Source organism: Streptomyces sp. H39-S7 (assembly GCF_027158205.1).
GTDB lineage: Bacteria > Actinomycetota > Actinomycetes > Streptomycetales > Streptomycetaceae > Actinacidiphila.
In genome coordinates, this window is sequence record NZ_JAPVLU010000009.1 from 1 (window position 1) to 26,192 (window position 26,192).

General features: G+C 71.4%; 22 protein-coding genes. 9 read left to right on the forward strand and 13 right to left on the reverse strand.

Annotation, left to right across the window (positions count from 1 at the left end; genetic code table 11):
• Positions 1-429 precede the first annotated feature (429 nt).
• A complete protein-coding gene (locus O3X23_RS10370) occupies positions 430-1,401 on the forward strand; it encodes an esterase/lipase family protein (RefSeq protein ID WP_269270980.1) in 972 nt (323 codons plus the stop codon).
• Between the two features lie 201 nt (positions 1,402-1,602).
• Here O3X23_RS10370 and O3X23_RS10375 read toward each other — a convergent pair whose 3' ends face one another.
• Positions 1,603-2,523, reverse strand: a complete 921-nt coding sequence (locus O3X23_RS10375; protein ID WP_269270981.1) for an NAD-dependent epimerase/dehydratase family protein — start codon at positions 2,521-2,523, stop codon at positions 1,603-1,605.
• A gap of 150 nt (positions 2,524-2,673) precedes the next feature.
• Between O3X23_RS10375 and O3X23_RS10380 the strand changes: the two genes are divergently transcribed.
• Both O3X23_RS10380 and O3X23_RS10385 read left to right on the forward strand, forming a co-directional pair.
• On the forward strand, positions 2,674-3,642 hold the full coding sequence (locus O3X23_RS10380) for a GlxA family transcriptional regulator (protein WP_269270982.1): 969 nt from the start codon (positions 2,674-2,676) through the stop codon (positions 3,640-3,642).
• A gap of 146 nt (positions 3,643-3,788) precedes the next feature.
• Positions 3,789-5,708, forward strand: a complete 1,920-nt coding sequence (locus O3X23_RS10385; RefSeq protein ID WP_269270983.1) for an SMI1/KNR4 family protein — start codon at positions 3,789-3,791, stop codon at positions 5,706-5,708.
• Between the two features lie 28 nt (positions 5,709-5,736).
• Here O3X23_RS10385 and O3X23_RS10390 read toward each other — a convergent pair whose 3' ends face one another.
• Positions 5,737-6,075: a lysine transporter LysE gene (locus tag O3X23_RS10390; RefSeq protein ID WP_269270984.1), complete on the reverse strand. Its 339-nt coding sequence runs from the start codon at positions 6,073-6,075 to the stop codon at positions 5,737-5,739.
• A gap of 360 nt (positions 6,076-6,435) precedes the next feature.
• Between O3X23_RS10390 and O3X23_RS10395 the strand changes: the two genes are divergently transcribed.
• Entirely contained in the window at positions 6,436-6,981 is a 546-nt protein-coding gene (locus O3X23_RS10395; protein WP_269270985.1) for a hypothetical protein, read from the forward strand.
• Between the two features lie 113 nt (positions 6,982-7,094).
• Here the strand turns inward: O3X23_RS10395 and O3X23_RS10400 are convergent, their stop codons facing one another.
• The 6 genes from O3X23_RS10400 to O3X23_RS10425 all read right to left on the reverse strand — a co-directional run bounded on the left by O3X23_RS10400 (position 7,095) and on the right by O3X23_RS10425 (position 12,017).
• On the reverse strand, positions 7,095-7,466 hold the full coding sequence (locus tag O3X23_RS10400; protein ID WP_269270986.1) for a VOC family protein: 372 nt from the start codon (positions 7,464-7,466) through the stop codon (positions 7,095-7,097).
• Between the two features lie 60 nt (positions 7,467-7,526).
• On the reverse strand, positions 7,527-7,910 hold the full coding sequence (locus O3X23_RS10405) for an STAS domain-containing protein (RefSeq protein ID WP_269270987.1): 384 nt from the start codon (positions 7,908-7,910) through the stop codon (positions 7,527-7,529).
• Complete coding sequence (locus O3X23_RS10410; RefSeq protein WP_443047815.1) at positions 7,907-9,037, reverse strand: cobalamin B12-binding domain-containing protein; 1,131 nt, start codon at positions 9,035-9,037, stop codon at positions 7,907-7,909. The genes O3X23_RS10405 and O3X23_RS10410 overlap by 4 nt, the downstream gene beginning before the upstream one ends.
• A 16-nt stretch (positions 9,038-9,053) precedes the next feature.
• Positions 9,054-10,754 (reverse strand): PP2C family protein-serine/threonine phosphatase, encoded by a 1,701-nt coding sequence (locus tag O3X23_RS10415; RefSeq protein WP_269270988.1) that lies wholly within the window; start codon positions 10,752-10,754, stop codon positions 9,054-9,056.
• A 345-nt stretch (positions 10,755-11,099) separates the two neighbouring features.
• Entirely contained in the window at positions 11,100-11,432 is a 333-nt protein-coding gene (locus O3X23_RS10420; RefSeq protein WP_269270989.1) for an STAS domain-containing protein, read from the reverse strand.
• A gap of 213 nt (positions 11,433-11,645) precedes the next feature.
• Complete coding sequence (locus tag O3X23_RS10425; protein ID WP_269270990.1) at positions 11,646-12,017, reverse strand: ATP-binding protein; 372 nt, start codon at positions 12,015-12,017, stop codon at positions 11,646-11,648.
• A 282-nt stretch (positions 12,018-12,299) separates the two neighbouring features.
• Between O3X23_RS10425 and O3X23_RS10430 the strand changes: the two genes are divergently transcribed.
• A complete protein-coding gene (locus O3X23_RS10430) occupies positions 12,300-12,746 on the forward strand; it encodes a hypothetical protein (protein WP_269270991.1) in 447 nt (148 codons plus the stop codon).
• Between the two features lie 127 nt (positions 12,747-12,873).
• Here the strand turns inward: O3X23_RS10430 and O3X23_RS10435 are convergent, their stop codons facing one another.
• Positions 12,874-13,374, reverse strand: coding sequence for a MarR family winged helix-turn-helix transcriptional regulator (locus tag O3X23_RS10435; protein ID WP_269270992.1), 501 nt, complete (start codon positions 13,372-13,374; stop codon positions 12,874-12,876).
• Between the two features lie 166 nt (positions 13,375-13,540).
• Between O3X23_RS10435 and O3X23_RS10440 the strand changes: the two genes are divergently transcribed.
• A complete protein-coding gene (locus tag O3X23_RS10440) occupies positions 13,541-15,640 on the forward strand; it encodes an MMPL family transporter (protein WP_269270993.1) in 2,100 nt (699 codons plus the stop codon).
• A 22-nt stretch (positions 15,641-15,662) separates the two neighbouring features.
• Here the strand turns inward: O3X23_RS10440 and O3X23_RS10445 are convergent, their stop codons facing one another.
• Complete coding sequence (locus O3X23_RS10445; RefSeq protein ID WP_269270994.1) at positions 15,663-16,286, reverse strand: NAD(P)-dependent oxidoreductase; 624 nt, start codon at positions 16,284-16,286, stop codon at positions 15,663-15,665.
• A gap of 106 nt (positions 16,287-16,392) precedes the next feature.
• Positions 16,393-17,250 carry an inositol monophosphatase family protein gene (locus tag O3X23_RS10450; RefSeq protein ID WP_269270995.1) on the reverse strand — a complete coding sequence of 286 codons (858 nt, stop codon included), beginning with the start codon at positions 17,248-17,250 and terminating at the stop codon, positions 16,393-16,395.
• A 108-nt stretch (positions 17,251-17,358) separates the two neighbouring features.
• Here O3X23_RS10450 and O3X23_RS10455 point away from each other — a divergent pair, with 108 nt between their 5' ends.
• Entirely contained in the window at positions 17,359-18,306 is a 948-nt protein-coding gene (locus O3X23_RS10455) for a LysR family transcriptional regulator (RefSeq protein ID WP_269270996.1), read from the forward strand.
• 7 nt (positions 18,307-18,313) lie between these two features.
• On the opposite strand, the gene rph is transcribed toward O3X23_RS10455, so the two are convergent.
• On the reverse strand, positions 18,314-20,911 hold the full coding sequence (gene rph / locus O3X23_RS10460; RefSeq protein ID WP_269270997.1) for a rifamycin-inactivating phosphotransferase: 2,598 nt from the start codon (positions 20,909-20,911) through the stop codon (positions 18,314-18,316).
• A 711-nt stretch (positions 20,912-21,622) separates the two neighbouring features.
• Between rph and O3X23_RS10465 the strand changes: the two genes are divergently transcribed.
• Complete coding sequence (locus O3X23_RS10465; RefSeq protein WP_269270998.1) at positions 21,623-22,861, forward strand: PP2C family protein-serine/threonine phosphatase; 1,239 nt, start codon at positions 21,623-21,625, stop codon at positions 22,859-22,861.
• 96 nt (positions 22,862-22,957) lie between these two features.
• Here the strand turns inward: O3X23_RS10465 and O3X23_RS10470 are convergent, their stop codons facing one another.
• Positions 22,958-24,898, reverse strand: a complete 1,941-nt coding sequence (locus O3X23_RS10470; RefSeq protein WP_269270999.1) for a discoidin domain-containing protein — start codon at positions 24,896-24,898, stop codon at positions 22,958-22,960.
• A 214-nt stretch (positions 24,899-25,112) separates the two neighbouring features.
• Between O3X23_RS10470 and O3X23_RS10475 the strand changes: the two genes are divergently transcribed.
• Positions 25,113-26,156, forward strand: coding sequence for a LacI family DNA-binding transcriptional regulator (locus O3X23_RS10475; RefSeq protein ID WP_269271000.1), 1,044 nt, complete (start codon positions 25,113-25,115; stop codon positions 26,154-26,156).
• Positions 26,157-26,192 lie beyond the last annotated feature (36 nt).

Here is a 26,192-nt window from a genome sequence, read left to right on the forward strand (position 1 = left end):
GGGCACCGCAACATTGCCGCCGGCCTCCGCCACGTCTCCTACGACCCCTTCAGCAGGCCGCTGGACCTGCTCAACATCCCCTGACCTGGCCGCCTACATGATTACCGGGACTTTGAAACACCCCTGGCCGACCGGCCACGGCCGCGTCGAGACCGGCCCTGCCCCGCCGGCGCACGACCGCGGAGCTCGGACTGCTGCGCGCCCGGCTTCGACGGCGTGCCCGTCCGTCAGTGACCTCCCCGTGCCGATTGTCATCGGTCACAATCATCGGCCCCGAATTCTGGGCGCCTCCCAGTCCTGCATTTCGGATGGTCACCCCACCATGGTTGCCAGTTGGTTTACCGATCGGTAACCCGACTGACGCAGACGGTTCACCCTGCCCCCTCGGGACCAACGACCGTCGCACCCCCATGAGAGGAACGGTCCACCATGAGACTGACGCGCAGAGATCGCGGCGACCGGCCACCGGTCGCCCGCAGGCGGACCTGGATAGCAAGCGCCGCAGCGGCGACAGCTCTCGCCCTGCTCGTCGCCGCCCCGTCGGCGACCGCGTCCACCCCCGCCTACCCGGTCGGCGACCTCGGCACCGCAGTCAGCAACTTCCTCCTCAGCCCTGACGCGGTCGCCGGCGCCAACGGCTGGCACTGCACGCCCAGCCCCCAGCACCCGACCCCCGTGGTGCTCGTGCACGCCACGTTCGTCGACCTCGGCGCGAACTGGGCCGTCCTCTCGCCGACGCTGGCCAACGAGGGGTACTGCGTCTACGCGTTCAACTACGGCATGAACTGGCTCTCCGCCGGACGGATCGGCGGCCTGGGCGACATACCGCAGTCCGCCAGGACCCTGCAGTCGTTCGTCGACACGGTACTGCGGCGCACCGGCGCGTCCAAGGTCGACCTCGTCGGGCACTCCCAGGGCGGCCTGATGCCGAACTACTACCTCAAGCGGCTCGGCGGAGCGGCCAAGGTCGGCCGCTTCGTCGCCCTCGCTCCCAGCAACCACGGCACGACCCTGAACGGGATCGTGACGCTCGGGCAGAATCTCAATGCCCTCGGGTTCGCCAACAACGTCCTCAGCCTGCTCCAGCTACCGGGTCTGGTGCAGCAGGAGCAGGGATCGGCCTTCGAGCAGGCGCTGTTCCGTGACGGCGACACCGTCCCGGGTCCCCGGTACACCGTCATCGAGACGAACAAGGACACCGTGGTCACCCCCTACACCCACGCGTTCCTCTCCGGCCCCGCCGTCCGCAACATCCTCATCCAGGACCAGTGCGCCGACGACCCGGTCGGCCACGTCGGCATGTTCGCGGACAGCCCCACACTCCAGAACGTCCTCAACGCCCTCGGCGCCGACGACCCCGCCTTCCGGGCGACCTGCTCCGGCTACGGCCTGCCCCTGTGACAGCACAGCGTGTGCCTTCCCCCGGGAGGGCACACGCCCGCCACCCGCACCCGACCCGCCGTTCGCCGGCGTGTGAACCAGCCTGCCGACCGCGGCACGGCGCATTGCCCTGAACGGGTCGAGGCCATCGTCTTCCGCCCGGTCCCGGTGTTCTTCGCGGCCGCGCTGGTGACGCGCCAGGGTGCTGCCGGGGCCGACCCCCTAACCGGCCAGGCCGCGGGCGGTGGCGACGAGGACCTCGTCCAGCCCGGTCGGGCGGACGCCGAGAGCCAGTTCGGTCACGGTGGAGTCCAGGACGTGCGGCTGCTCTGTGGCATAGAGCATTTCGACGAACTCGCCGTAGACCGGCGCACCGACGGCGAGTTCGGCCAGAGCGCCCCGGTCCAGCCGTTCAAGACGCGGCGCGGGTGCGCCGTTGACCTTCGCGTAACGTTCTGCCAGCGCGCCCGCGGAGAGGTTGGCCACGGCGGGGACGTGCCAGGCGTGTCCCCACGAGCGGTCGCTGCGCGCGGCCGCCACCAGCGTGCGGGCGACGTCTCCGACATCCGCCCAGCAATGCGCGACATCCAGGCGGCCGGGGTACGTCGCGGTCTCTCCGGCGAGGACCTGCGGCGCGATGCCCAGCGTGAAGGTGCTTACAGCGCCCGGTCCGAGGAACGCGGCGGCGCGGATCTCGGTGACACGTACCCGGCCGGCGTCGTGCGCGGCCAGGGCGTCCAGCCACATCTGGGCACGGACCCGGCCCTTGACCGAGACCGGTGCCATCGGCAGGTCCTCGGTCATCGGGCCGTGCACGTGACCGTAGCCGTAAAGGTTGCCGAGCATCACATAGCGGGCGCCACCGCGCTCCGCCGCCGCCAGCAGCGCGGCGGCGAACGCCGGCACCTCGGCGGCCCATCGGTCGTAGGCCGGGATCGCGCAGTTGATCAGAACGTCGGCGTCCGCGGTGAGCGCGATCAGTCGCTCGGCGTCGCGCACGTCCGCTGCCACGCGTTCGATCAGGGGATGCTCCGGTCCGTTGCCACTACGGGTGATCTGGCGGACGGGGACTCCTTGTTCGGCGAGCAGCAGGGCGACGGCGCGACCTGGCGCACCGGCTCCGACGACGACATGACGGGACATGGGGATCTCCAGGGCGAGGCAGTGGGCGGGGGTGGAATGCGGTCGGGCCGCGGGACGCTGACGTCTGCGACGGCGGCGCTCAGTCAGCTTCCGTCAGCCACGGGGCGGGCAACCACCCGTGATCACGACAGCGAACCGGAGGATCTGGCCATGCATCGCGTCGCCGTCCTGGCCGTGCCGCCGGTCACGACCTTCGACCTGTCCATCCCCGAACTGGTCTTCGGTGCGGCCCTGGTGGCCGGTGAGCCCGGCTACGAGGTGCGGGTGGGCACCGCGGAGCCCGGGCTCGTGGATGCCTACGGCAGCCTTCAGGTCCACATTCCGCACGGGCTGGAGATCGTGGCGGATGCCGACACGGTGATCGTCACCGGCACGGGTGCCCGCCGCGACGCCGATCCGCGGGTGCTGGCCGTGCTGCGCGCGGCCGCGGCGTCGAACCCCCGGATCGCCTCGATCTGCACCGGTGCCTTCGTGCTCGCTCAGGCCGGGTTGCTGGACGGTCGCCGGGCCACCACCTACTGGCCGTTCTCCGCCGAACTGGCCGAACGGTTCGCGGCGGTGGACGTGGTGGGCGACGTGCTGTTCGTCGAGGACGGGCCGATCCTGACCTCGGCCGGCCTCGCGGCGGGCATGGACCTGTGCCTGCACCTGATCCGTGCCGACCATGGTGTGTCGGTCGCCAACGCGGTAGCCCGTCTCGCGGTCGTCTCGCCGGCGCGCCACGGAGGCCAGGCGCAGCGGCTGGACGCGCCGCTGCCGGAAGCCGGGGCGTTCTCGCTCGCCGAGACACGGGCCTGGGCGCTGGACCGCCTCGGACAGCCGCTCACCCTGGGCGATCTGGCCGCGCACGCGCACACCAGCGTGCGCACCCTCTCCCGCCGTTTCCAGGCCGAGACCGGCCTTACGCCACTGCAGTGGCTGCTCGAACAGCGGGTGGACCGCGCGCGTGAACTCCTGGAGATCACGGATCTTCCCGTGGACCGCATCGCGGAACGCAGCGGCCTGGGCAGTGCAGATTCCCTGCGCCATCACCTCGTCCGCCGCGTCCGGCTGACCCCCACCGCCTACCGCGCCCGCTCCCGCGCCCGCCGGGGCGCCGATCCGGTAGCGAAGGGCTGAACCGCGCGGGTCCGGCGGCACGGCGTCAGCGCTGCCTCGCCGCCGGTTGCGGCTTCGCCTGAAGTCTGTCCACCTCCGGGCGTGTCGAAGCAGCATCGCCCCTCGGGCCAGAACGAGTGTCAGTGCCGGGTGTCAGGATCATTTGCATGGACGCGAAGACTTTCGACTGGCGGGCCTTCCTCACTCGGTGGAGCGAGGAGTGGGCCGATGCCCAGGGCGACTTGGAGGACCTGAGCCCGGACGACGCCGAGGACCGGCAGCGCAGGTGGCTCGGCGTCGATCCTGCCGCCGAGGCGGACATCGCCACCATGAAAGCGCGGCTCGGGCTCGAAATGCCACCGTCCTACAAGGAGTTCCTGCGGGTCAGCAACGGTTGGCGGCACGCGGGCGGCTTCGTGTGGATGCTGGCCGGCACACGCGAGGCGCACTGGCATGAGGACGCGAGCGGCTTGGGCGAGGACTTCGACGAGTTCTGGGGCGAGGAGGACAATCCCCAGGAGGTCCGGGCGCAGGTCGGCCTGTGGTCGCGCGCGCTGCAACTGGATGTCGAGTCGGACGCCACCTACGTGCTGCTCGACCCGGAGGACGTGGGACCGGACGGCGAGTGGGCGGTGCGGGTCTGGGCGTCCTGGCGGGCCTCGGACCCTGAGCGCTACCCGTCGTTCGCGGCATTCATGGTCGCCATGCACCAGGAGTTCCACAGCCTCGAGGCCGGCCGGAACGAGCCGGAGGGCGCCCCCGCATTCGACAACGAAACCACCCGCGCCCAGGACGCCGCCGTGCTCCGGGCTCGGACCGCAGCGTTGCGCGGCCGCCATGACGACGCGGTCCGACTGCTGTTGGAGGCCCAGCGGTACGGCCGGCCGCGTGCCACCGAGCTCCTGCACCAGCTCGCCCTGTTGGGCGGACCGCACGGGGAAGGTCAGCGGCAGCCGCATCCCGGCGATCCCCGCTTCCTCACCGAATTGTTGCCCCTGCACGCTTCGGACCTCCTCAACAGCGGCCGCCCGGCCGATGACTGGCCCTTCGCCGATCCCGACCACTTCCCTGACACCGCGCACGCCGCGGCGGTCACCCTCCGCGAAGTGAGCGAGGGGACGTACCGCTACCGACCCGGCGGCACGTTCGGCGAGGCGGTCGACCAGGCACGCGAGCTGGCCCGTTGGGGCAATACCGATGCCGCCTGGCGGACCTTGCGGGCCGCGATCCCCCAGTGGGAGCCGCTCGGCCCCGACCACATCGCCCCCGTGGGCCTGCTCGCCGACCCGGTGCTCGCTCCCGTGCTCACCAGCGAGCGACGCACGGAGTTGCTGGCCACCCCTCGTGGCGGCGAGGCAGGCCCCGCTCCGACCCCCACCGGCGACCAGGACCCGGGCGGGCTGTCCTGGCTCGCGCGCCCCGACGCACTGAGACCGGTTCGGTCATCGCCGTGCGACTTCCGGGTGGTCCTGGTCGAGGGCGTCGCTCCGGACGGCCTTCCTATCCGCCTCGGCTCGTCGCCCGATACAGCCCTCTCCCCACCGCTGCGGCGCTGGGAAGTCGACCGCCACCACCGCCCCGCACAGCGGAGTTTCTCCGGCTACGACGACAGAGCGCTGCTCAGCGTCGGCCGGGCGGGAGCGGGCTGGAGCTTCGGGTTCGAGGAGAACCCGTCCACCTCGTTCTCCACGGAGCGGTTCACCTCTCCCGCGCCGGCCGCCTCGGCCGCCGGCGGCCGGGCGATCGTGGTGTGGAGCGAGTGGCGCCGGCACACCCCGGTCTTCCACCTGTCGGTCGCCCAGGGCGGGACACTCCTGTACGCGTTCACGGTGCGGGACGGGGCGATCGAGGACACCACCGGCAACGTCCCCGCCGAACTCACCCCAACCGCTCTCGGATTCGAAACCCGGGACGCGGCCGCCCAGACGGCCGCGGCTGCCCGCGCCCTGGACGCCATCGCCGAGCTCTACGGCGTCACTCTGCCGCGCCTCGCCCTCACCGAGGGCCGGCTGCACTCCTTCGAAACCGTCTCCTGGATACGCCCGCCCGGCCCCGGGGATACCTACATGACGATCACCGTCGGCTGACGTGCGGCCCCTCAAAGCTGCCCGCCCTTCACCGGCAGCCGCAGCGGGTGGCGTAGAACAGCAGGAAGGCGGCCGTCGCGGCGAACAAGGTGAAGCCGGCCGTGGCTGCGGCGGCAAGGCCTCGACGGTTGCGCCCTTTCGCGGGATCGCGGAAGGCATGCCAGGCACCGTAGGCGCAGAGGAGGCTCAGGAGTCCGGCACCCGCGACGGTCAGGCGCGGGCTGAACGACCAGCTCAAGTAGAGGGTCAGAGCGAGGCAGGCGAGCAGGGCGCAAGCCAGCAGGCTGAGGATCACCTCGGCGACGGCTTCCCCGACCGTCTCCATCAGGAACTCACTGATGCCCTTCGCCGTCCTGCCGACCCCCACGAAGCTCCTCCATCGTCGTGTACGAAGCGGCCGAGCGCGGGGCCGCGGTATGGAGGACCGGCGGGGGTCCCGAATGGTTGCAGCCGGCGTTCACAGCGCTCCCTGGTCCGGCTGCGGGTAGCCGATCTCGGCGATGTCCCGGGCCAGGTCCGCCAAGCTGGTCTCAGGGTTCAGCAACGACACGACCTCCTGGTTCAGAGGCCGCAGCGCAGATGGGCAAGGACCGTCACGACAAGGCGACCACCCGACGCCGAGCTCGGGCCAGGCGGCCCCTCGTGCCGCGCGTTAGAGTGACCCGCGAGGCCGCCTGGCCCGTGGCGACATTGCCGGAAACACCATCGTGACCACGGGGAGCGGGCGTTGAGCACCGTGCGAAGCATCATCCATGTGAGCCTCGCCGTGGCCATGACGGCCGTCTTGGCCACGGCCTGCGACAGCACGGGCAGCACCGCGGCCCCGGCACCGGCGGCGTCCGACCCGGCCAAGTGCACGCTGCGCCAGGATGCCAAGCCCATCGCCACCCGGTTCCCCGCGTTCGGGCCGATCGCCGCCACCCAGTGGTGTGCCTTCAGCCTCTACACCGGCCGCGCCGACATACCCGGCCCGGAGGACATTCAGCTCGTCGGACGGCTCACACCGACCGATAGCGACAAGGTCCGCACGATCGCGAGCAACGCGGGATGGCACTTCCACACCACCGCCCTGCCCGACGACCTCCCCGCCGCCCTCGCCACGACCCTGACCGCCGCCCCCGGCGACTGGATGACCAGCGAAGGCTTCGACACCACCCTCCCGTACCCGGCGGACAGCGCCCGGTTCTTCCTCAACCCCACCACGCGCACCGTTGTCTTCGTGGCGGTCAACTCCACCGTCTTCGACACCCCCGCCACCGTCGCCGTCCCCTAACGCACGCCGCCCGCCGCACACCCGGCAAGAGCTCGCTCGACCGAAACGAGCGTCACCTGGATGGCGGCGCCTACCCGGTTCAGCCACGGGCCGACGAGCGGGGCGAACCCGCCTCACCCGATGAGGGTCTTCTTCGGGCGGACCACGCAGAACTCGTTCCCCTCCGGATCGGACAGCACGGTCCACGACTCGCTGCCGCTCTGTCCGACGTCCGCCCTGCGGGCACCGAGTGCGAGGATGCGCTCGATCTCGGCTTCTCGGTCCTCCGCGGCGGACGTCAGATCGAAATGCAGGCGGTTCTTGACGGCCTTGCGGTCCGTCACCGGCATGAAGCAGATACCCACCGGCGCGGTTTCGTCCGGCCCGATCACGACCTCCCGCTGCCGCTCGGACAGGATCCGCCAGCCCAGCACCTCGGCCCAGAACCGGGCCAGGGCGGGCAGGTCGTGGGCGTCGATGACGATGTGATGCAGCGAGACAGGCATGTCTGCCAGTGTGCCCGGTGATCGGCCCGAACGGGCCTCATGCTCCAACCGCCTGAGTTGCTAGGTGGCGGTGGCGGCCGTGGGGTCTTCGGCGTGGTCCTGGCAGAGGACGGTGAGGGCGTCGGCGAGGTAGCTGTCCAGGCCGGTGATGTGCAGGATCTGCTGCTGGTGCGCGTCCAGACCGATGACGTGCAGGCGTACGCCGTCGGTGTCGGTGCAGCGTTTGATCCAGATCAGCGCGGACAGGCCTGAGGAGTCCCAGGCGTCGACCTCGGCGAAGTCCAGCGTCAGGCACTGAGGCGGGGATGCGACGGCCAGGGCTTCGTCGGCGGCCTGCCGCAGGTCTTCGACGGTCTCGAAGTCGCACGGTCCGCTGAGAGCGAGGACGACGCGTCCGGGGGTGCTCTGCTGGACCGTGATGGTGAGCGGCTCGGTGGTGTTCATACGCGGTCCTCGTTCGTACGGCTGTGCGCAGGTCTGCTGGTGGTGGTCACCGCGGATCGGGCGGCGTCGATGATGGCCAACGTGCGGGGGAAGTCACGCAGTTGTGCGGCGATGACGTCCAGGGCCGCCAGGAGCGATCGGGCGGGGACGTTTCGGGCCTCCAGGATGGCGGAGGTCCAGGCAAGGAAGTCGCCGAGCACCTGGGCCTGGTCGACGTACACGGCGGCGATGAGGAAGTCGACGATGTGGCCGACGTCCTCGCGGGTGTGCTCGCGCTGCTGCTCGGTGTAGGCGCTCATCGCGGGCACCTTGTCCTGCAGGCCGGTCATGGTGTGTTCGGTGAGCTGTCGCCGGCTGCGGCTCAGGAGGGTGTACTCCTGGTCGGCCAGGTGCGGCAGGGCGGTGAAGTGGCCGCCGAGGTCCGGGTAGGGCAGCTGTACCGGTCCGGGTTCCTCCAGCCTGGCGGCCGCGCTGTCGGCGTCCGGCGCCCAGGCGTCGGCGCCCAGCAGTTTCGCGAAGCGGCCGTCGGTCCCGAAGGCCGCGCCGCCGACCAGGACGGGGACGCCCGCGGCCTGGCAGGCGGTGATGGTGGCGTGGGCGGTGGGCAGACGGGTGGCCAGCGAGCAGGACAGGGCGACGGCGTCGGGTCCGGTGGCGTGCAGGTGGGCGATCAGGTGCGCCGTGGGGACGTGGGCACCGAGGAAGTCGACCTGCCAGCCGCGCAGTTGCAGGGTCTCGGCGACCAGACGGGCGGGTAGAGCGTGCCACTCGCCGTCCACGCAGGCCACCGTCACCCGCCCGCGCGTCCCTCGCTCCGCGCCGGCGCGGTGGCGGCCCAGAGCGGCGATGGCGCGGTCACTGATGGCGGTGGCGGCGTGCTCGCGGGCAACGGTGAAGCGCCCTGCCGCCCATTCCTCGCCGACCTGCGCCTGGGCGGGGGCGATGACCTGCAGCAGTATCTGCTGCCGGGTCAGGCCGCTGTCCGCCGCGCGGTGGACGATGTCGGTGGCCCGGTACTCGTCCATGTCGGCCAGTGCGGTGAAGAACTCCTGGCACCAGTCGCCCACCGTGCGGGTGTCGACGGCGTGTGTCTGTGTGGTCACCGGTCTTCCCCTCGGCTGCGGCATCGTCCGTTGCGGTGCGTCATCCGGTGTACCTGCCCCGTCCGTGGCCGTTCACCATCGTCAAATGGGATCCACGGCGTGGCGCACCCAGCGCGAGCAGCGCGATGTCGTCGTGCTCTCCACCGCCCAGCCACTGCGCCACGGCGAGTTCCACTCGTTCGACGATCGCTTCCACCGGCATGTCGGCGCACTCGCGCAGGGCCTCCTTGAATCGCTCGTCATCGAACATTTCCTTGCCACTGGGGCCGCCGCGGGCCTCGGTGACGCCGTCGGAGAACAGCAGGCAGGTTTCCCCTGGGTCCAGGATCGTGGTCCAGGTGGTGGACGTGATGTGGGGCAGGGCACCGATCAGGGAGCCGCGGGTGGCGGCCTGTTCGACGGACCCGTCCGCGCGGATGATCATCGGAGCGGGGTGCCCGGCCGAGGTCAGCCGCAACTCCAGGCGCCCGTTGGCCACCGGGGTGACGCCGGCCAGGACCAGCGTCACGAAGCGGGCGTCCTGCTCGTCCAGCAACGTGGCGTTCAGCAGCTCCAGGAGCTGCTTGTGGCGAGGCTCCAGGCGGCGCAGCGCGGCCAGGGTGTTGCGGATCTTGCCGGTCAGGATCGCCGCGGCGGGGCCCTTGCCACAGACATCCCCGAGCATCAGCAGTGTTTCGCCCGACCCCTCGGCCCCGCCCGGCGTGGACAGGGGCGGGTGGACGTCGTAGAAGTCGCCGCCGATCAGGTCCGCCGCGCGGGCGGGGCGGTAGGAGCTGGCCAGGTCGATGCCCTCGAGGCGGTCGATGGGCGGGGGGATCAGGGCGCGTTGCAGGATATTGGTGGTCTCGGTGCGTTCCGCGTACAGCATGGCGGCGGAGATCGCGGCGCCGGCGCGGGCGGCGAAGATCCGTGCGAAGAGCTCCTCCTCCTCGTCGAAGCCCGGACGTCCCGCGCGGCGCAGCAGGATCAGCGCTCCGGCCGGCACGCCGTTGCCCGGCAGCGGAGTGACGATCAGGGATCCCAGCTCGCCGAAGTCCTCGGGGGCGAGCCAGGGCGGGGCGAGGTCGGGGTCCACCCAGCGCGATGGCACGGGCGGGAAGCCGGCCAGCGCGTCGCTGAGGCCGGGCACCTGGTCCACGTTCACGCTCAGCGTCAGTTCCTCGAGCCGCCCGCCGTGCACCATTCGGGTCACCGCTACGCGGCGCCCCCGGGTGGGGGTGACCAGCACGGCGGCGTCGGCGAGCTGTTCGGCGGCCAGCTCGGTGGTCACCCGCAGGCAGCGCCGCTGGTTGAGGGAGGACAGCAGCCGTGCCGAGGCCCGCACCAGGAACTGGGTGCGGGTGCGTTCGTCGCTCAGGCGCTGGAGGGCGGCGCGCTCCTCGGTGACGTCCGTCAGCAGCCAGCCCGTGCACTCACCCGGCAGCGGCTGTGCGGTGGCCCGGAACACCCGTGCGCCCACGGAACCGTCCAGGGCGTCCACGCCCTGTTCCTGCGCCTGGACCAACCAGGGCGCGACCACGTCCGCGGTGAAGGCGTCGCTCTCACCCAGGGAGGGAAAGAGCGCCTCCGCGGCCTTGTTGTGCAGGCGCACCCGGGCCGGGCTCCCGGCCAGGACGAGCACCGGCGCTGCCGCGTCGACCAGGGCACGCAGCAGTGGGGCCCCGACGGCGGGACGTGGCGCCTTGGGGACGGTGCTCGGCAGGGACGGTGAGGGGTCGGGGGCGGTGGGAGTAGACGTCATAGAGGGTCACGGGCCAGGTCACCCGGGGTGCCAGGCCAACTCATTTCTCTGTCTCGACGGCCGACAACAAACGTTGCCGTATGGCAACCGTCTCGCACCGGAGACGGATAGGGCAAGCCCGGTCCCGGGTCGCCGGAAGAACGATCGACTCTATCCATCGCCTCGCCTACCCCGAGGGGCGCGGCGCATTCCCATCGATCGGCAAACCCCGGCGAGCCGGTGGGCGGGCCCCACCGTGTACCGAGAGTCCCGCGCGAAGGGGATTTCGGGGCTCGGGCCATGGGCGGGCCGAGCGGTCCGCGCCGTACGTAGGGTCGGGCGGATCACCCTCGGGGCGGATGCCGGTCAACTCGCCCGCGGCGGAGGGCTCCCGGTGCCGAAGGGCTCCTGCAGACCCAGGGCGTCCAGGACCCGGACGACGTGGCCCGGAGTCGCTATCAGCACGAGGCCGGCCTCGGCGCTGATGGCCAGATTGCGGGCGGCGAGCAGCGCGCGGACCCCGCTGGAGTCGAAGAACTCGACGCCCTCGAGGTTCACGGACAGATGCTGGCCCGGGAGCAGGACCACCGTGCGCAGGAGGTCATGGAAGTCCTGCGCGGTCTCGTAGTCCAGCGCCCCGCCGGCCGCGATGAGCGGCCCGTCGGCGGTGGCGTGTGCCTGAAGCGTCAACGGCACCATGGCCGTCCTCCGCATCCCCCTGCCGCACCCCTCGTGGTCACGATGGCGGCATCATCGCGACTACGGGCGGGCGCATGGCCCGCACCCCGCACCCCTGTGACCGTCGTCCGCACCCTCATGGCGCACATCTTCGCATCCCCGTCCGCGACCCTGCCGTATCGGGCCGAGACCCTGCCGTACTGGGCCGCAAGCCAGGCGGCGGCGTCCGCCGGCTCACCCGGCGAGCAGCGCGACGGTAGCCGTCACGGTCTTGCCGCTCGCGCCGTGGACGCGGACCTCGACCCGTTCCGACAGCCGGTGGACCAGGTGCCAGCCGAAGCCGCCGCCACCGGCCGACAGGTCCGGCGGGCGCGGAACCGGGCCGCCAGAGCTGCCGTCACTCACCGCGATCAGCAACCGGGCACCGGTCTGGGAAAGCTCCAGAACGTAAGGACCGGGGGCATGTCGCACCGCGTTGGAAACCAGTTCGGCGACCACCAACAGCACTTCCTGAACCACGGGGACCGCGGGAACGTCGGCACCTGCGTCCAGGAACCCCCGGGCGTGCTCCCGGGCCAGGCCCATGGTTCCCTTCAGGCCCGTCAAGGGCCACCTGCCGGAGCGCGCGGGCGGACCGGACGGCTCCTGCACCCTCTGCACCATGCCTCCCGAGGGCCGGTTCGTCGCTTCCGGTCGCTGCCCCGGCATCCGTCCCAGACTAACGCCGCCGCATCCCTCGACCGCGTGCGGTCGCCCACGGGAGCGGTCCCGGAGAGCGGTGCGGCCCCGCCCGGCAGCCTCCGGCGCCTGCGGGACGTACGCGTACGCTGGACCGAACCCACCGGCAGCCGGCTCGCCTGGTGCGCAGCACTGAGGAGAGGCGCCCGTATGGATCCCCCCGCCCTTCCCGGCCCCCGAGCGCCGGGCACCTTGTCCGCCCCGTGTCCGCACGACCACGCGCCCTACGGCAGTGCCGCCCTGGAGCGCTTTCAGAACGCCTGCGTCAGCTACTTCGACCAGGGCGAGGCACATGTGGCGATCCTGCGGGGGGTGCTGGACTGGCGGGCCGAGGGCTTCGTCAGCGCCGTGATCGCCGACGCACGCATGAGCGGCCGTCCGCTGGTGGTGGACCTCTCCGCCGTCACGCACCTGCACATCGACGTCCTGGCCCAGCTCCTGGCCGCCCGCCATCACCCTGGCATCAGCCTGCTCACGCCGCTGCCCGCGGCCTTCCTGAAGATCGCCGACTTGACCGGCACCACCGGCTTCTTCGCCACCCATCCCGGCCTGGTCCACGCACTGGGCGCGACAGCTCCGCCCGTCAGCACCTCGTGACGACAGCCGGCCAAGCGCCGGTCCGCCAGGCCGCGAGGGTGCGGAACCGGCCGGTCCACCCCGGCTGAGCGGTCGCCGGTCGCCGGTGACCCGTTGCAGGACATCAGCAGGGCCCGCGTGGCTGTTGTCAGCGGTCGGTGTCGCGGCGGCGGTGGCGCAGTTCTCCCAGTTCCTCGGTCATCCGGTCGAGGAAGCGGGTGACGGTGCGCAGCTCGACGTCCGTGAACTCGGAGCGGACGGAGTCCGTCGACGCGCCGACGGGCTGGAACCACGCGGCGGCCAGCGATCCGGCGCCGGGGTTGTAGTGGACCTGGACCTGGCGGCGGTCCGCGCCGTCGCGGGCGCGCCGCACGTGCCCGGCGCGTTCGAGCCGGTCCAGGACCGCCGTCACCGCACCGGAGGTCAGGCTCAGCTCCTGGCTCAACGAGCTCGGCGTGGCGGGGGCCGGATGCTCGCTGTGGGCGGCGTTCATGACGGCGAGCAACGCATGGACGTCGGTTGCGTGGAGCCCCTGGGCCGCGGCGAAGTCGTGGCTGAGCATGTTCATCTCCGCCGACAGCCGCTGCAGCAGACGCGCGAAGTCCTGGCGGCCGGTGCCGTCGGGTGTGGGGGGTTCGGGGCGGGGCACCTGTCCTCGTACCTTCCGACGGTGGCGGGGTGGCAAGTCTATGCGCCGACTCGCCCGCCGCTCTGTGCTCCGGGAGGGCGCATCGCCACTTGCCTCAATCAACAAGTATCTCAATGATTGAAGTATATTGCTTGCGTTCCCCCGCCGCCGCGCCAGAGGACCCCATATGCGCCCCCGCACCTCCCCCGCACCCTCCGGCCGGTCACGCCGCCCGCGCCTCGTGGTGGCCCTGCTGCTGCTCGTCGTCTGGCTGGGCCTGGGCGGAGCGCTCGGCCCCTACGCCGGCAAACTGGGCGAGGTCTCCAGCAACGACAGCGCGGCCTTCCTGCCGCAGAGCGCGGAGTCCACGGAGGTCGCCACACTGAAGAAGTCGTTCCAGAGCGCCGCCACGCTGCCGGTCATCGTGGTGTGGCAGGCGGAGCGCGGCGCCGCCGTCCAGCCCTCCCAGCAAGCGGCGGCGACCGCGGCACTGCGGCGCGCCGCGACCGTGGACGGGGCCGTCGGCCCGCCGTCGCCGGCCCTGGCGTCGAAGGACGGACGGGCCCTGGAGGGCGTCGTCCAGGTGCGGTCCGACCTCGGCGACCGGCTCGGCACCACAGTGGACGCCATCCGGGCCGAGGTGGCCGCGGTGCCCGGCACCCGGGTCGGTATCGCCGGACCCGCGGCGCTGCAGCAGGACCTGAAGGGCGCGTTCGCCGGAATCGACGGACTTCTGTTGGGCGTCGCCCTGGCCGTGGTGCTGGTGATCCTGCTGTGTGTCTACCGCAGTGTGGTCCTGCCGTTCCTGGTGATCCTCGGCGCGGTCTTTGCCCTGGGCGTGGCCTGCGCGGCCGTCTACGTCCTCGCCGAGCACGACCTGGTGCGGGTGGACGGACAGGTGCAGGGCATCTTGTCGATCCTGGTGATCGGCGCCGCGACGGATTACGGGCTGCTGCTCTCCGCCCGGTTCCGGGAGGAGCTCCAGGTGGTCGGCGACCGCTGGGCGGCGATCCGGGTCGCCTGGCGCCAGTGCGTCGAACCGGTGGTCGCGTCCGGGCTGACGGTCGGCCTGGGCCTGCTGGTCCTGCTGCTCTCGGACCTGACGAACAACCGGGCCCTGGGGCCCGTGGGCGCGATCGGCATCGCCTGCGCGGTCCTGTCCGCCCTCACCTTCCTTCCCGCCGCCCTGGTGCTCTGCGGCCGGGCCGCGTTCTGGCCGGCCCGCCCCCGCCAGGACGGCACCGCGCCCGTGCACGGCATCTGGCGGCGCATCGCCGCCCTCGTGGGCCGGAGCCCCCGCCGCGTGTGGGTGGCCGGCGCCCTGACCCTGCTCGCCCTGGCCGGCTTCGCCCCGACCCTCGACTCCGGCGGCGTACCGCAGAGCGAACTGTTCACCACCACCCAACCCTCCGTCACCGCCCAGCGGATGCTCGCCGCGCACTTCCCCGGCGGCTCGGGCAACCCCGCCGTCCTGATCAGCGACGCCGCCCACGCCGACGAGGTGGCCGCCGCCGCCCGAAAGGTCCCCGGTGTCAGTTCGGTCGGCCCCGGAGGCGGCGGAGCGCCCGGCACCCCCGCGCGGGTCGTGAACGGACGGGTCGCCCTGGACGCCACGTTGACGGACGCCGTCGACAGCGACGCCGCGATCCACACCGTCGGCGCACTGCGCACCGCGGTCCACGCCGTCCCCGACGCACACGCCCTGGTCGGCGGCTTCACCGCCCAGCAGTACGACACCCGGCAGACCGCCGCACGCGACCGCACCGTCATCATCCCCGTCGTCCTGCTCTGCGTGCTGCTCATCCTGATCGCCCTGCTGCGCTCGATCGTCGCCCCGCTCCTGCTGGTCGCCAGCGTCGCCCTGTCCTACCTGGCGACCCTCGGCGTGGCCGCGCTCGTCTTCCCCCACGTGTTCGGCTTCTCCGCCACCGACCCGTCGGTGCCGCTCTACGGTTTCGTCTTCCTCGTGGCGCTGGGCGTCGACTACAACATCTTCCTGATGACCCGGGTCCGGGAGGAGACCGCCCGGCACGGAACCCGCGACGGGGTGCTGCGCGCGCTGACCGCCACCGGCGGGGTGATCACTTCGGCGGGCGTGGTCCTGGCCGCGACCTTCGCCGCCCTGGGCGTGATCCCGCTCGCGTTTCTGGCGCAGATCGCGTTCATCGTGGCCTTCGGTGTCCTGCTCGACACCCTGCTGGTGCGGTCCTTGGTGGTACCGGGACTCGTCCACGACCTCGGCGACCGTGTCTGGTGGCCGGGAAGGACCGGGACGATCAAGAACTAGCGCTGCGCCGGCAGCGGTCGGCTCACCGGCTGTTGAACAGGGCGACGGTGTCCGCGTCGGCGAACTGCGGCGTCTCCGCTTCCGCGACCATCAGTGCGGCGATACCCGCGCGTGGCGCCGTGGGCGGGATCATCCGAGGCGTGAACTCCGCGGCCCGGACAAGGGAGCCGTTGCCCCGGTAGGGCTTTCGGGTCAGCGGCCCGGCGTAGACGGTGGTCCCGCCCGCGTCGCGGACGGCACGGCCGGCAACCTCCTTGGCGTCCCATTCATGGCGCAGGATGCGCCTGAGGAGAGCCCCGTTGAGGGCGCCGAGCGCTCCTTGGGTGGCGCCCATGCCCAGCGAGGTGAGCCAGATGACCCGGGGCGCGGCCGAGACGACCTGGCGGGCGCCTTCGGTCAGAATCGCGGGGTCCTGCTTGTTGGTGATGCCCAGGGCGCTCACCACGACGTCGGCGCCTTCGATCGCGGCGGCGACACTGCCGGGATCGGTCACGTCCGCGCGGACCACCCGCAGGTTCGCGGCGGACATCGCCTGGAGTTGTTCCGGCCGACGGGCCAGGGCTATGACGTCATGCCCGCGCTCAACGGCGCGCGCGATGACCAGGCGGCCGGTGGGTCCGGTGGAACCGAGGACGGCAATCCGCATGATGATGTGTCCACTCTTGGTTGCAGGGGAGGTCGGGGGCCGCGCGGCAGGGCAGCCCGCCCGGTCCCGGGCCGGCTCGAGGCGACGTCGGACCGGGCGGTGTGGGTCAGTCGAGGTCGGACAGGACGTCGACGACTCGGGTGTGCAGAGCGGGAGCGGAGGCCAGGAAGTCGGCGCTTGCCAGGCTCCACGGTTCCCCCCGGGTGTCGGTGACCGTGCCGCCGGCCTCGTGGACCAGCAGCGCGCCGGACAGGAGGCCGGAGCGCACGTCGGAGAACTGCCAGAAGGCGTCCATGCGGCCGGACGCGACGTGGATGAGCTGCATCGTGGCCGGCACCGAGACCCGCACGACCAAGGCGTTGATCAGCATGGCGGTCACCGAGGCGCCCATGCGACGCAGGGCGCTCTCCTCTTCACCGGGCTTGGCCTGGCCGGTGCCCACCAAAGCCGCCCGCAGGTCGGTCTTGGCGGAGGAGCGCAGCGGCTCACCGTTGAGGAGAGCTCCCCTGCCCCGCAGTGCGGTGTAGGTGTCACCGGTCAGCGGCAGATGGACCACGGTCAGCACCGGGGCGTTGTCACGTACCAGCGTGGCGGTCACTCCCCACTCCCCCATGCCGTGGATGTGGTTGATGTTGCCCTCGGCGGTGTCCACGACCCACCACTCACCGTCGGGCAGGCTGCCGCCGCCCAGCTCGTCCTCCACCCAGCGAGAACCCGGACGCGCCGCGAGCAGCGGCTGCTGGATGAGTGCCAGGACCGCGTCGTCGTTGGCGTCGATGGCGCGGACGATCTCGTTGAGGTCACCGGGGCGTGCGCCCTCGTCGTGGCGCTCGAGCAGATGCGCTCCGGCCGCCTTCACGGCCGTCACGGCGTGCTCCAGGACCGCCTCGAGCTCAGCGGACGCGGCGAGCTCAACGGAGGCGGCGGAGTCGGAGACATGGCGGGGGTCGGAGAAGGCGTTCATGAGCGCTCCTGATGCGAAGGGTTGAGGCCTTTCGGCCGTTCGCCTTTGACGCTAAGACCCGGCATGATTAACTTCAAATGCAATCTGGCTAAGACTGGATTTACCACCATGCAACTTGACATGAATCTGCTCACCGCGCTCGACGCCCTGCTGGAAGAAGGCAGCGTGACGGAGGCCGCCGCCCGCCTGCACCTGTCGACCCCCGCGATGAGCCGCACCCTGGGCCGCATCCGCCGCGCCACCGGGGACCAGATCCTCGTACGCACCGGCAGGACCATGACGCCCACCCCCCGCGCCGTGGCCCTGCGGGCGACCGTGCACGACTTGGTCCAGCAGGCCCAGGCGGTCCTGTCCCCCTCCACCGAAGTCGACCTGTCAGCGTTGGAGCGGACCTTCGTCCTGAAGTGGCACGACGCCCTGGCCGCAGCAGCCGGCCCCGCCCTGCTCCACTCCTTGCGCGCCGCGGCGCCCGGCGTGCGTCTGCGCTTCCTGGCCGAGGCCAGTACCGACACCCACGATCCGCGACGAGGGGACATCGACCTCGAAGCCGGATCCAGCGCACCCTCCTCGCCCGAGATCCGCCACGAGATCATGGCCCATGACCGGCTTGTTCTCGCCCTGCGCCCCGCCCACCCCCTGAGCAGCGGTCCGCTCACCGTCGAGGACTACGCGGCCGCCGAACACCTCACCGTCTCGCGCCGGGGACGACTGCGTGACCCCATCGATGACGCGCTCGAGACACAGGGCGTGAGCCGGCACGTAGTGGCCGCCACCCCCACCAACGCCACAGCCCTGCAGTTCGTGCACCACCACGACCTGGTCGCGGCAGTCCCCGAACTCATCAGCCGCCCCCTGCTGAACGCCCTCGGCCTGCGCACCCGGCCCCTGCCGCTGGCCATGCCCCCTGTCCCCATCTACCTCGCGTGGCACCAGCGCTACGACAACGACCCCGCGCACGCCTGGCTGCGCGGCCAGGTCCGCACCGCCCTGCACGACGCGTGCACGCACCCCGACGACACCGCCGAGGAACCCGCACGCGTCGCCGACGCTACCTGAAGGTCCATCAGGGCAGGATCTCGACGTACCCGTCCGTTCCGTGCACGCGGATCCGCTGCCCGTCCCGGATCAGCCGGGTGGCCTGCGCCACGCCCACGACGGCCGGCAGGCCGTACTCCCGGGCGATCACCGCACCGTGGGTCATCAGACCGCCCACCTCCGTCACCAGGCCCGCGATGCCGACGAACAGGGGCGACCAGCTGGGATCGGTGAAAGCCGTGACGAGGATGTCGCCCGGCTCGAGATCGGCCTCCGCCATGTCAAGGATGACGCGCGCCCGCCCCTCGACGGCCCCGGCGGAAACCGGCAGTCCCACCAGAGCACCGGCCGGCACGTCGTCGCGCCGGTACGACCCGGCGACGGCCTCCCCCTCCGAGGTGAGCACCCGTGGCGGCGTGAGCGCCCGGTACGCCCGGAACGCGTCCTGGCGCTCCTGGATGAGCCGGCCATCCACCCGGTTCGAGCGCACGACCTCGTGGAGTTCCTGGAACGTGAGGTAGAAGATGTCCTCCTTCTCGGACAGCACGCCGGCCCGCACGAGGCGTTCGGCCTCCGCCATCAGGGCCTGCTTATAGACGAACGAGCGGCTGACGATGCCGTACTTCGGATACTCCCGGTACCCGATGAAGGCCCGGACCTGGTCGATCATCCGCTTGGCCGCGTCCGCTTTGCGCTCCCCGTCCGGCAGGGCACGCAAGCGCGACAGCACGTCCAGTTCCTTCTTCCGCGCCTCCTGCCGCCCCTGCTCGAAACGCCGCTCGGCCACGCCCGGTTCGAAGATCCGGACGTTGTCGAGGATCACCGGCACGAGCGTGGTGGGGCGCTCGCGCCAACGCGGCCTCGTGATGTCGATCTCGCCGACGCAGCGCATGCCGTACCGGTCGAGATAGGCCTCGATGGCGTCGCGGGCCTCGGTTCCGCCCGTGACCTTCGCCAGGTCGTCCAGGAAGCACTCGTCCTCGACCCCCTGGAGGAACGTCACGACCTCCGGATGGGGGCGGATGACGTCCGCGACGTCGAGCAGCGCCAGCCCCATCTCCGACGTGACGTTGTCGGGGGCGGACAGCGTGAGCGTGTCCGCCGCGTTCTTCTCGCCCAGCCACTCCTGCAGGTTGTCGTTGATCCACCAGGTGGCCTCCATCCCCGCCATGATCGCCTGCATGTTCAACGGGTCGCCGAGGATGCGCTTGTGCTCCTCGAAGGCGTCGAGCAGGAAGTCGAACAGCGCAGGTCCGGTCTTTGTCCGGATGTCCCGCCGCAGGGCGGCGACCGACGCCCTGCTGCGCTCGATCAGCTCGGAAACGATAGCCGGATCGGGCTCGATCGGAGCGGAGACGCCGCCTGCCGGCGGCCCGCCGGGACCCGCGTCCGGGAGCGACGGGACGAAGTCGTCGCGGTCGAGGACGGTCTCCAGCGCGTCCCTGACCAGTGGATCGCCGCGCCCCACCAGGTCCAGGAGACCGGCGCGGCCCGCGGGCGAGGCCAAGCGCGCGGTGACGTCGACGAACAGCCTCCCCCCGGCCTCGTGCATCGCCACCATGGCCGTCAACTGCCAGACGGAGATTCCCAGGGGCTTCATGGCGTCGGTCATCATCTGCTGATGCCCGACGGAGACGTAGACGTGCGGGTCCGCGTCGTCGGATACCGGGATGGGGAACAGCGTGGTGATCGGCCGGCTCTGAACGATCTGGAACTCGTCGCCGACCAGGCACCATTCGATGTCCTGCGGGCGGCCGAAGTGCGCTTCGATCCGCCGCACGAGCCGCACGAGCCGCACGGCCTGCGCGTCCGTCAGCGCCGGCTGCTCCTGCCGCTCCGGGTCGATCGCCACTTCCCGCGTGCCGCCGGTCGGCAGGGCGTGAACGGCGAGCTGTTTCGCCGCGATCCTCCTGGCGACGATCTCTCCGTCGCGCACCGTGAAGGCGTCCGGGTTCACCAGGCCGGAGACCAGGGCCTCACCGAGGCCGAAGCCGGCGTCCACGGTGGCGAGCTTCCGGTTGCCCGTGACCGGGTCGGCCGTGAACAGGATGCCGGCCGCATCCGGGAAGACCATCCGCTGCACGACCACGGCCATGTCGACCGTGCGGTGGTCCATGCCGTTCCGCAGCCGGTAGGTCACGGCCCGCTCGGTGAACAGCGATGCCCAGCACCGGCCGACATGCCGCAGGACGTCCGCGGGGCCCATGACGTTGAGGTACGTATCCTGCTGGCCCGCGAAGGACGCCGTCGGCGAGTCCTCCGCCGTCGCACTGGACCGGACCGCGTAGGCGCCCTGCTCGCCGAGCCGGACGAGCGGGCCGGCGATCGCCTCCGCGAGATCATCCGGGATGGCGATCTGTTCGATGCTCCGGCGGATCTCCGCGCTGAGGGTGCGGATCCCCTCCCGGTCATCCGGGTTCAGCCGCGACAGCTCATCGAGCCGACCGTCGATCGACGGCGCCTCCGCCATGATCCGCCGGAAGGCGTCCGTCGTCACGCAGAATCCAGCCGGCACGCGGATGCCCTCGATCCGCGACAGCGCCCCCAGCTGCGCGCCCTTGCCACCGACGACCGCGACGTGCGTCTCGTCGACCTCGTGGAAATCCACCACGTACTGCTCGCTCACTGCGATACCTCCGAGTCGGCCGTGCCCTGTCCCACCGCACTCATTGATCGATTCACCGGCGCCACAAGCTCCGTCGACCCTCCTGTCAGGCACGTCGTCAACTCTGTTTGCCTTCCCTCTGACGAACCGGCCGGCCGCACCGCCGGCCCCGCCACATCGTCGTCACCGAGGCGACCCCGCGTCGCCCACGACACCCGCACCCCGTGCCCTCGTTTCCGCAGGTTGTGGCCTCGGCCGACGATTCTGCGACACGACCGGGGCCTTGCCGCAAGCCCCCCGGTGCGCTATAAATTAGGAGAGGCAAGGAGAGAGATCTCCTTGCCTTCGCCATTTTCCGCTCGCTGAAATCGACGGCCCTGTTGCCGGCCGCGGACGCACGCCGCGGTCCGTACCCGCTGCGGATCGAGCAGCGACACCCCGCCGGTCCCCGCCCCCGCCCCAACACGGTAGAGACAGCGCACGAGCGCCCGTCACCGCGCCGGCGCGGCACACGCGCAGCGAGGGGCGGGCCGGGCGGCTGCGGGTTCCCTGGCGTCCCGTGGTGCAATGTGACCTGTGCGGTGCCGGGTTCGACACGGGTCCTCCACGCTTCGCGACAGAGTTCTGAACGCCATTGAGCACTGAGGAGTCGCTGTGACCGCAGGAGAGCCGGACGGGGACAGTGGGAAAGCCTCTCGTCCAGCCCAGGGCGGGAGCCGCCGAGGCAGGGCGATGACTTTGGCGGGGACGTTGGAGGCGGCGGAGGCCGCGGCGCCCGTGGAGTCGCTCGACGTGGTCGCACGCATGCTCAAGGAGCACCTCGGTGCGGCGTCGGTGTCGTTCCTGATCACTGACTTCACCGGCAGCTCGGTCGTGCGGCTGGGCGCTGCGGGCAGCGTCGAGACCGGTGAGCCGGCCCAGCGGATCCCGCTGCGGGGCACCGTGTACGACGACGTGATCCGCACCCAGCGGCCGAGCGTGGAGGACGGGGGCGGAGGTGCGCTGGTGCAGGTCGTCGCCCCGGTGACCAACCGCGGGGACGCCATCGGGCTCCTGGAACTGTTTCTGACCACGGCCCCGAGCGACCAGGTGATGCAGGAGATCGGCGAGACCGCGCATGCGCTGGCGTACATCGTCATCGCGAACCGGTCCTTCACCGATGTGTACCAGTGGGGGCGCCGCACCATCCCGCTGAGTCTGGCCGCGGAGATCCAGCACCGGCTGCTCCCGGCGTCGCTGGCGTGCGAGGCGGCACAGTTCGCGGTGGCCGGGGCGCTGGAGCCTGCCGACCACGTCGGGGGTGACACCTTCGACTACGTGATCGACCGGGACACCGTCCAGCTCTCCGTCACCGACGCCATGGGGCACGACGTCGAGGCCGCGCTGCTGGCCACGCTCCTGGTGGGTGCCTTGCGCCGGGCACGGCGCGCCGGTGCCGACCTCGCCGAGCAGGCCTGCCAGGCCGACCAGGCCATGCACGAGCACGCCGGCCGGGGCTACGTCACCGGCCAACTCCTGCGCATCAGTTTGATCGATGGCACGAGCGAGTTCATCAACGCCGGACACCCCTGGCCGCTGCGGATGCGCAACGGCCAGGTGCAGGAGCTCACTCCGAAGGTCGACATGCCGTTCGGCTTCCATGCTCCGCACACCTACCGGGTCCAGTCGCTGGACCTGCAGCCGGGTGACCGGCTGGTCATGCTGACCGACGGCATGCTGGAGCGCAACGCCGGCCGTCTCGATCTGGCGGACCTGATCGTGCGCACCCGTGCGCTGCATCCCCGTGAGGCCGCCCGCAACCTCATCGCCGCGATCGTCGACGCCAACGACGGCCACCTGCAGGACGACGCGACCGTCATGTGCCTGGACTGGCACGGCGTCGACCACTCCGAGCGCGACGCCGCCACCGGCGCCGACCTCACCGACGCCTCACAGCCGTGGGGGACGGGACGGCCGGCTCCCGGCCGCTGACTCGCCGAGAACAGCAGACCGTTCGGTGCCTTGGATGACGCGGCCGCGGAAGGTCCCCAGGCGCCAGGTGACGTCTCCCGGGCGCTTCGGCCCGGCTCAGTGGTAGAGGCGCAGGTCCGCGAGGCTCCACCAGCTGCCGGACGTGCCGGTCTGGGTCACGCGCAGGTAGCGCGCGCTCGTCGGCCGGTGCACGTCGACGGTGGTGAGCTGGCCGGTGCCGGTGCCGGCACCGACCGCCCGCCAGTGGCTGCCGTCGTCGCTGACGCTGAGCTGCCACCCCCGGGCGTAGTCGCCGAGATCGTCACCGCTGTCGACGGCCACGCTGCGGAAGGTGGTGCGACGTCCGAGGTCGAGCTGCACGTACTGACCGGGTGCCTGGGCGGTGCCGCTGCTCCAGCGGGTCGTACCGTCGGCGTCCGCGACGAGCGCCGGATCGCCCTGGCCGGCCGGCGACGCGGTGGCGGTGGCGCCGGTCAACGGGATCTCGTGCGAGCGGCTGTCGAGACGCGCGGAGGCCGGCCAGGTGAAGGTGGCCAGCGCACCGCCGGGCAGGGTGTAGTCCAGGGACTTGTCGCCGACCGCCACGGAGAACGAGCGCGGGTCGTCGTTCTCGTTGTGCACGACGAGCGCGGTGGATCCGTCGGGGTTGCGGAAGGCGACATCGGTGAGCCGGCCGTTCCACCCGGTGGTGCCGTAGTTGGTACTGCCGATCCGGACGGCTCCGGGCTTCACGAACTTCGAGAGGTGCCCGATGGTGGAGTACTCGGCGTTCGTGGTCACGGTGTGATCCGGGTTGACGGTCAGCAGGGCCGTGCAGGTGTCGCAGCCGCCGTTGTGCGGGCCACCGGCCGGGTCGAGCGCGAGGTTCCAGTCGGCGACGGATTTCGCCCAGTTGCGGGTGGTGCCGATGGTGATGGTGCGCGCGTGCCAGGTCAGGGTGCCACGGAAGATCTGGGCCGGGGTGTCGGTGGCGCCGTGCGATCCGGAGCACTCGGTGAACCAGATGCCCTTGTCCGGGCGGGCGTTGTGCAGGGCGGTCTGCGCGCTGGGGTCCCCGGAATAGCAGTGGTAGGCGGTACCGGCGATCCACCGCGCGGCCGGACTGTCCAGGACGTCGTAGGGGTAGCGGGGCTGCGGGTCTTCACCGAGTTCCTCGGCGGTGGCGATGTCGTCGGGGTGGGTGGCCCAGTTGTGGTCGTAGGCGAGGATCTTGGTGCGGGGGCTGGCACGGTGCAGCAGCGGGCCCAGCGCCTCGATGACCTTGGCCTCCTGCTCGACGGGCAGGTCGGTACCGGGGTAGGCGTGCGGCTTGCGGTTCTGCGGCTCGTTCTGCACGGTGAGGTAGTCGACCGGGACGCCTGCGGCCGCGTAGGCCTGCACGAACTTCACCAGGTAGCGGGCGTACGCCTGGTAGACGGCCGGATCGTCTTTGAGGTGGCCGCCGACCATGGAGTCGGAATCCTTCATCCAGGCCGGCGGGCTCCACGGGGAGGCCATCACGGTCAGTTGCGGGTTGAGCTGCTTCGCGCGGCGCAGCAGGGGCAGGATCTGCTGCTGGTCGTGCGCGATGCTGAAGTGCCGCAGGGAGAAGTCCGTCTGGCCCGCCGGCACGTCGTCGTACGTGTAGTGGGCGGCCGCGGCGGTGAAGTCGGAGGAGCCGACGGGCTGGCGCAGGAAGCTGACGCCGATGCCCCGTACCGGGTCGAAGAGCTGCCGCATGGCCGCGTCCCGTTCGGGAGCGGGCAGTTGCGTGAGCACGGCGGCGGTCGAGTCGGTGAGCGCGCCGCCGAAACCGTCGACGCTCTGGTAGCGCTGCCGCGGGTCGACGGTGATGGTGGTCAGGTCGGAGCCGCCGTCGTGGAAGGCGACCGGCGCTTGCGGGTACAGCTTCTGCACACCGTCTGCGGTGGTCAGCCAGACCTGCGCCTGCGGAGCCGCGGGGCGGGTCGGAGTGTGGGGCGGCGAGGCGGTGGCAGGCAGGCCGGTCAGACACAGTGCGGCGGCCGTGATGGCCGACACGCCGAGGGCGCGTCTCAAGGGTTTCTCCTCTGCTGGCGGCGTGCTGCTGGCGTGAACGGCGCAACGGAAGCGGGACGGGGAACCAGGCCGTACTGTGCCGGTGACGAGGAATCCGGAACCGCGTGAAACAAAATGAAACACATGCGAAACGTGGCGTCTCACAGGAAAGTCGCAACTCCTTGGCCTGTCAAGCCTTCACGGGAAAGAGCCACGCAGGCAGTAGGCTGCATAGATGAAACAAGGCGATGTAACGGTGGGCGGGACGGAGGGGTCCCGGGCGACGGTGCGGAGCATCGCGGCCGAGGCGGGGGTGTCGATCGCCACGGTGTCGCGGGTGATGAGCGGACAGGACAACGTCGCCGACGCCACCCGCCGGCGGGTGCGTGCGGCGGCGGACCGGCTGGGGGCCGCGCCTGCGCTACGACGCGGCACTGCGGAAGGGGCCGTGTACGTGCGGTGCCCGTACGTGCTGACCGACTACTTCGGGGTGATCGTCTCGTCCATCGCGGAGACGCTGGACCTGCACGGCCGACGGCTGGTGCTCAGTGCGGGCGACGCGGCTCGGGACCTCCAGGTGCTCGGCGGGCTGCCGGACGACCCCACCATCGCCGGCGCGCTCTTGATCGTCCCACCGGAACCGGCACGGGAACTGGAGGAGCTGCGGGCACGGGACTTCCCCTTCGTGGTGGTCGACCCGCGCACTCCGCTGCGCAGTGACATCGCCTCGGTCTCCGCGGCGAATCTCACCGGAGCCCGCAACGTCAGCGCGCATCTGGTCGAGCTCGGCCATCGACGGATCGGCGTGATCGGCGGCCCCGGCTACTGGCTCGCCGGCCAGTCCCGCGTCGCGGGCCACAACTCGGCGCTCGCCGACGCCGGGGTACTGCCCTCCTCCGAACTGCTGCGCAGCATCGAACCCACCGCCGACTGGGGTTACGCGGCCGCGTGCGAGCTGCTGGACCTCCCGGAGCGGCCGACGGCCCTGGTGGCGTTCAACGACAAGGCCGCGGTGGGGGCGCTGCGGGCGGCATACGAGCGGGGGCTGCGCGTTCCCGAAGATCTGTCGATCACCGGTTTCGACGACATCGACCTGAGCCGCAGCACCCTGCCACGCCTGACGACGGTGCGTCAGCCCCTGGAGGAAATGGGCAGAATGGCGGCGTCCTTGCTGATGCGCCTGCTGGAACGCCACACCGTGGACACGCTCCACGTGGAACTGGCCACCCAGCTGATCGTGCGGGATTCGACCGGGCCGGTGCCGCTGTCACCGCACTGACCGCGGCCAACTCCCCCCTCCCGCCTTTGGCTCGCA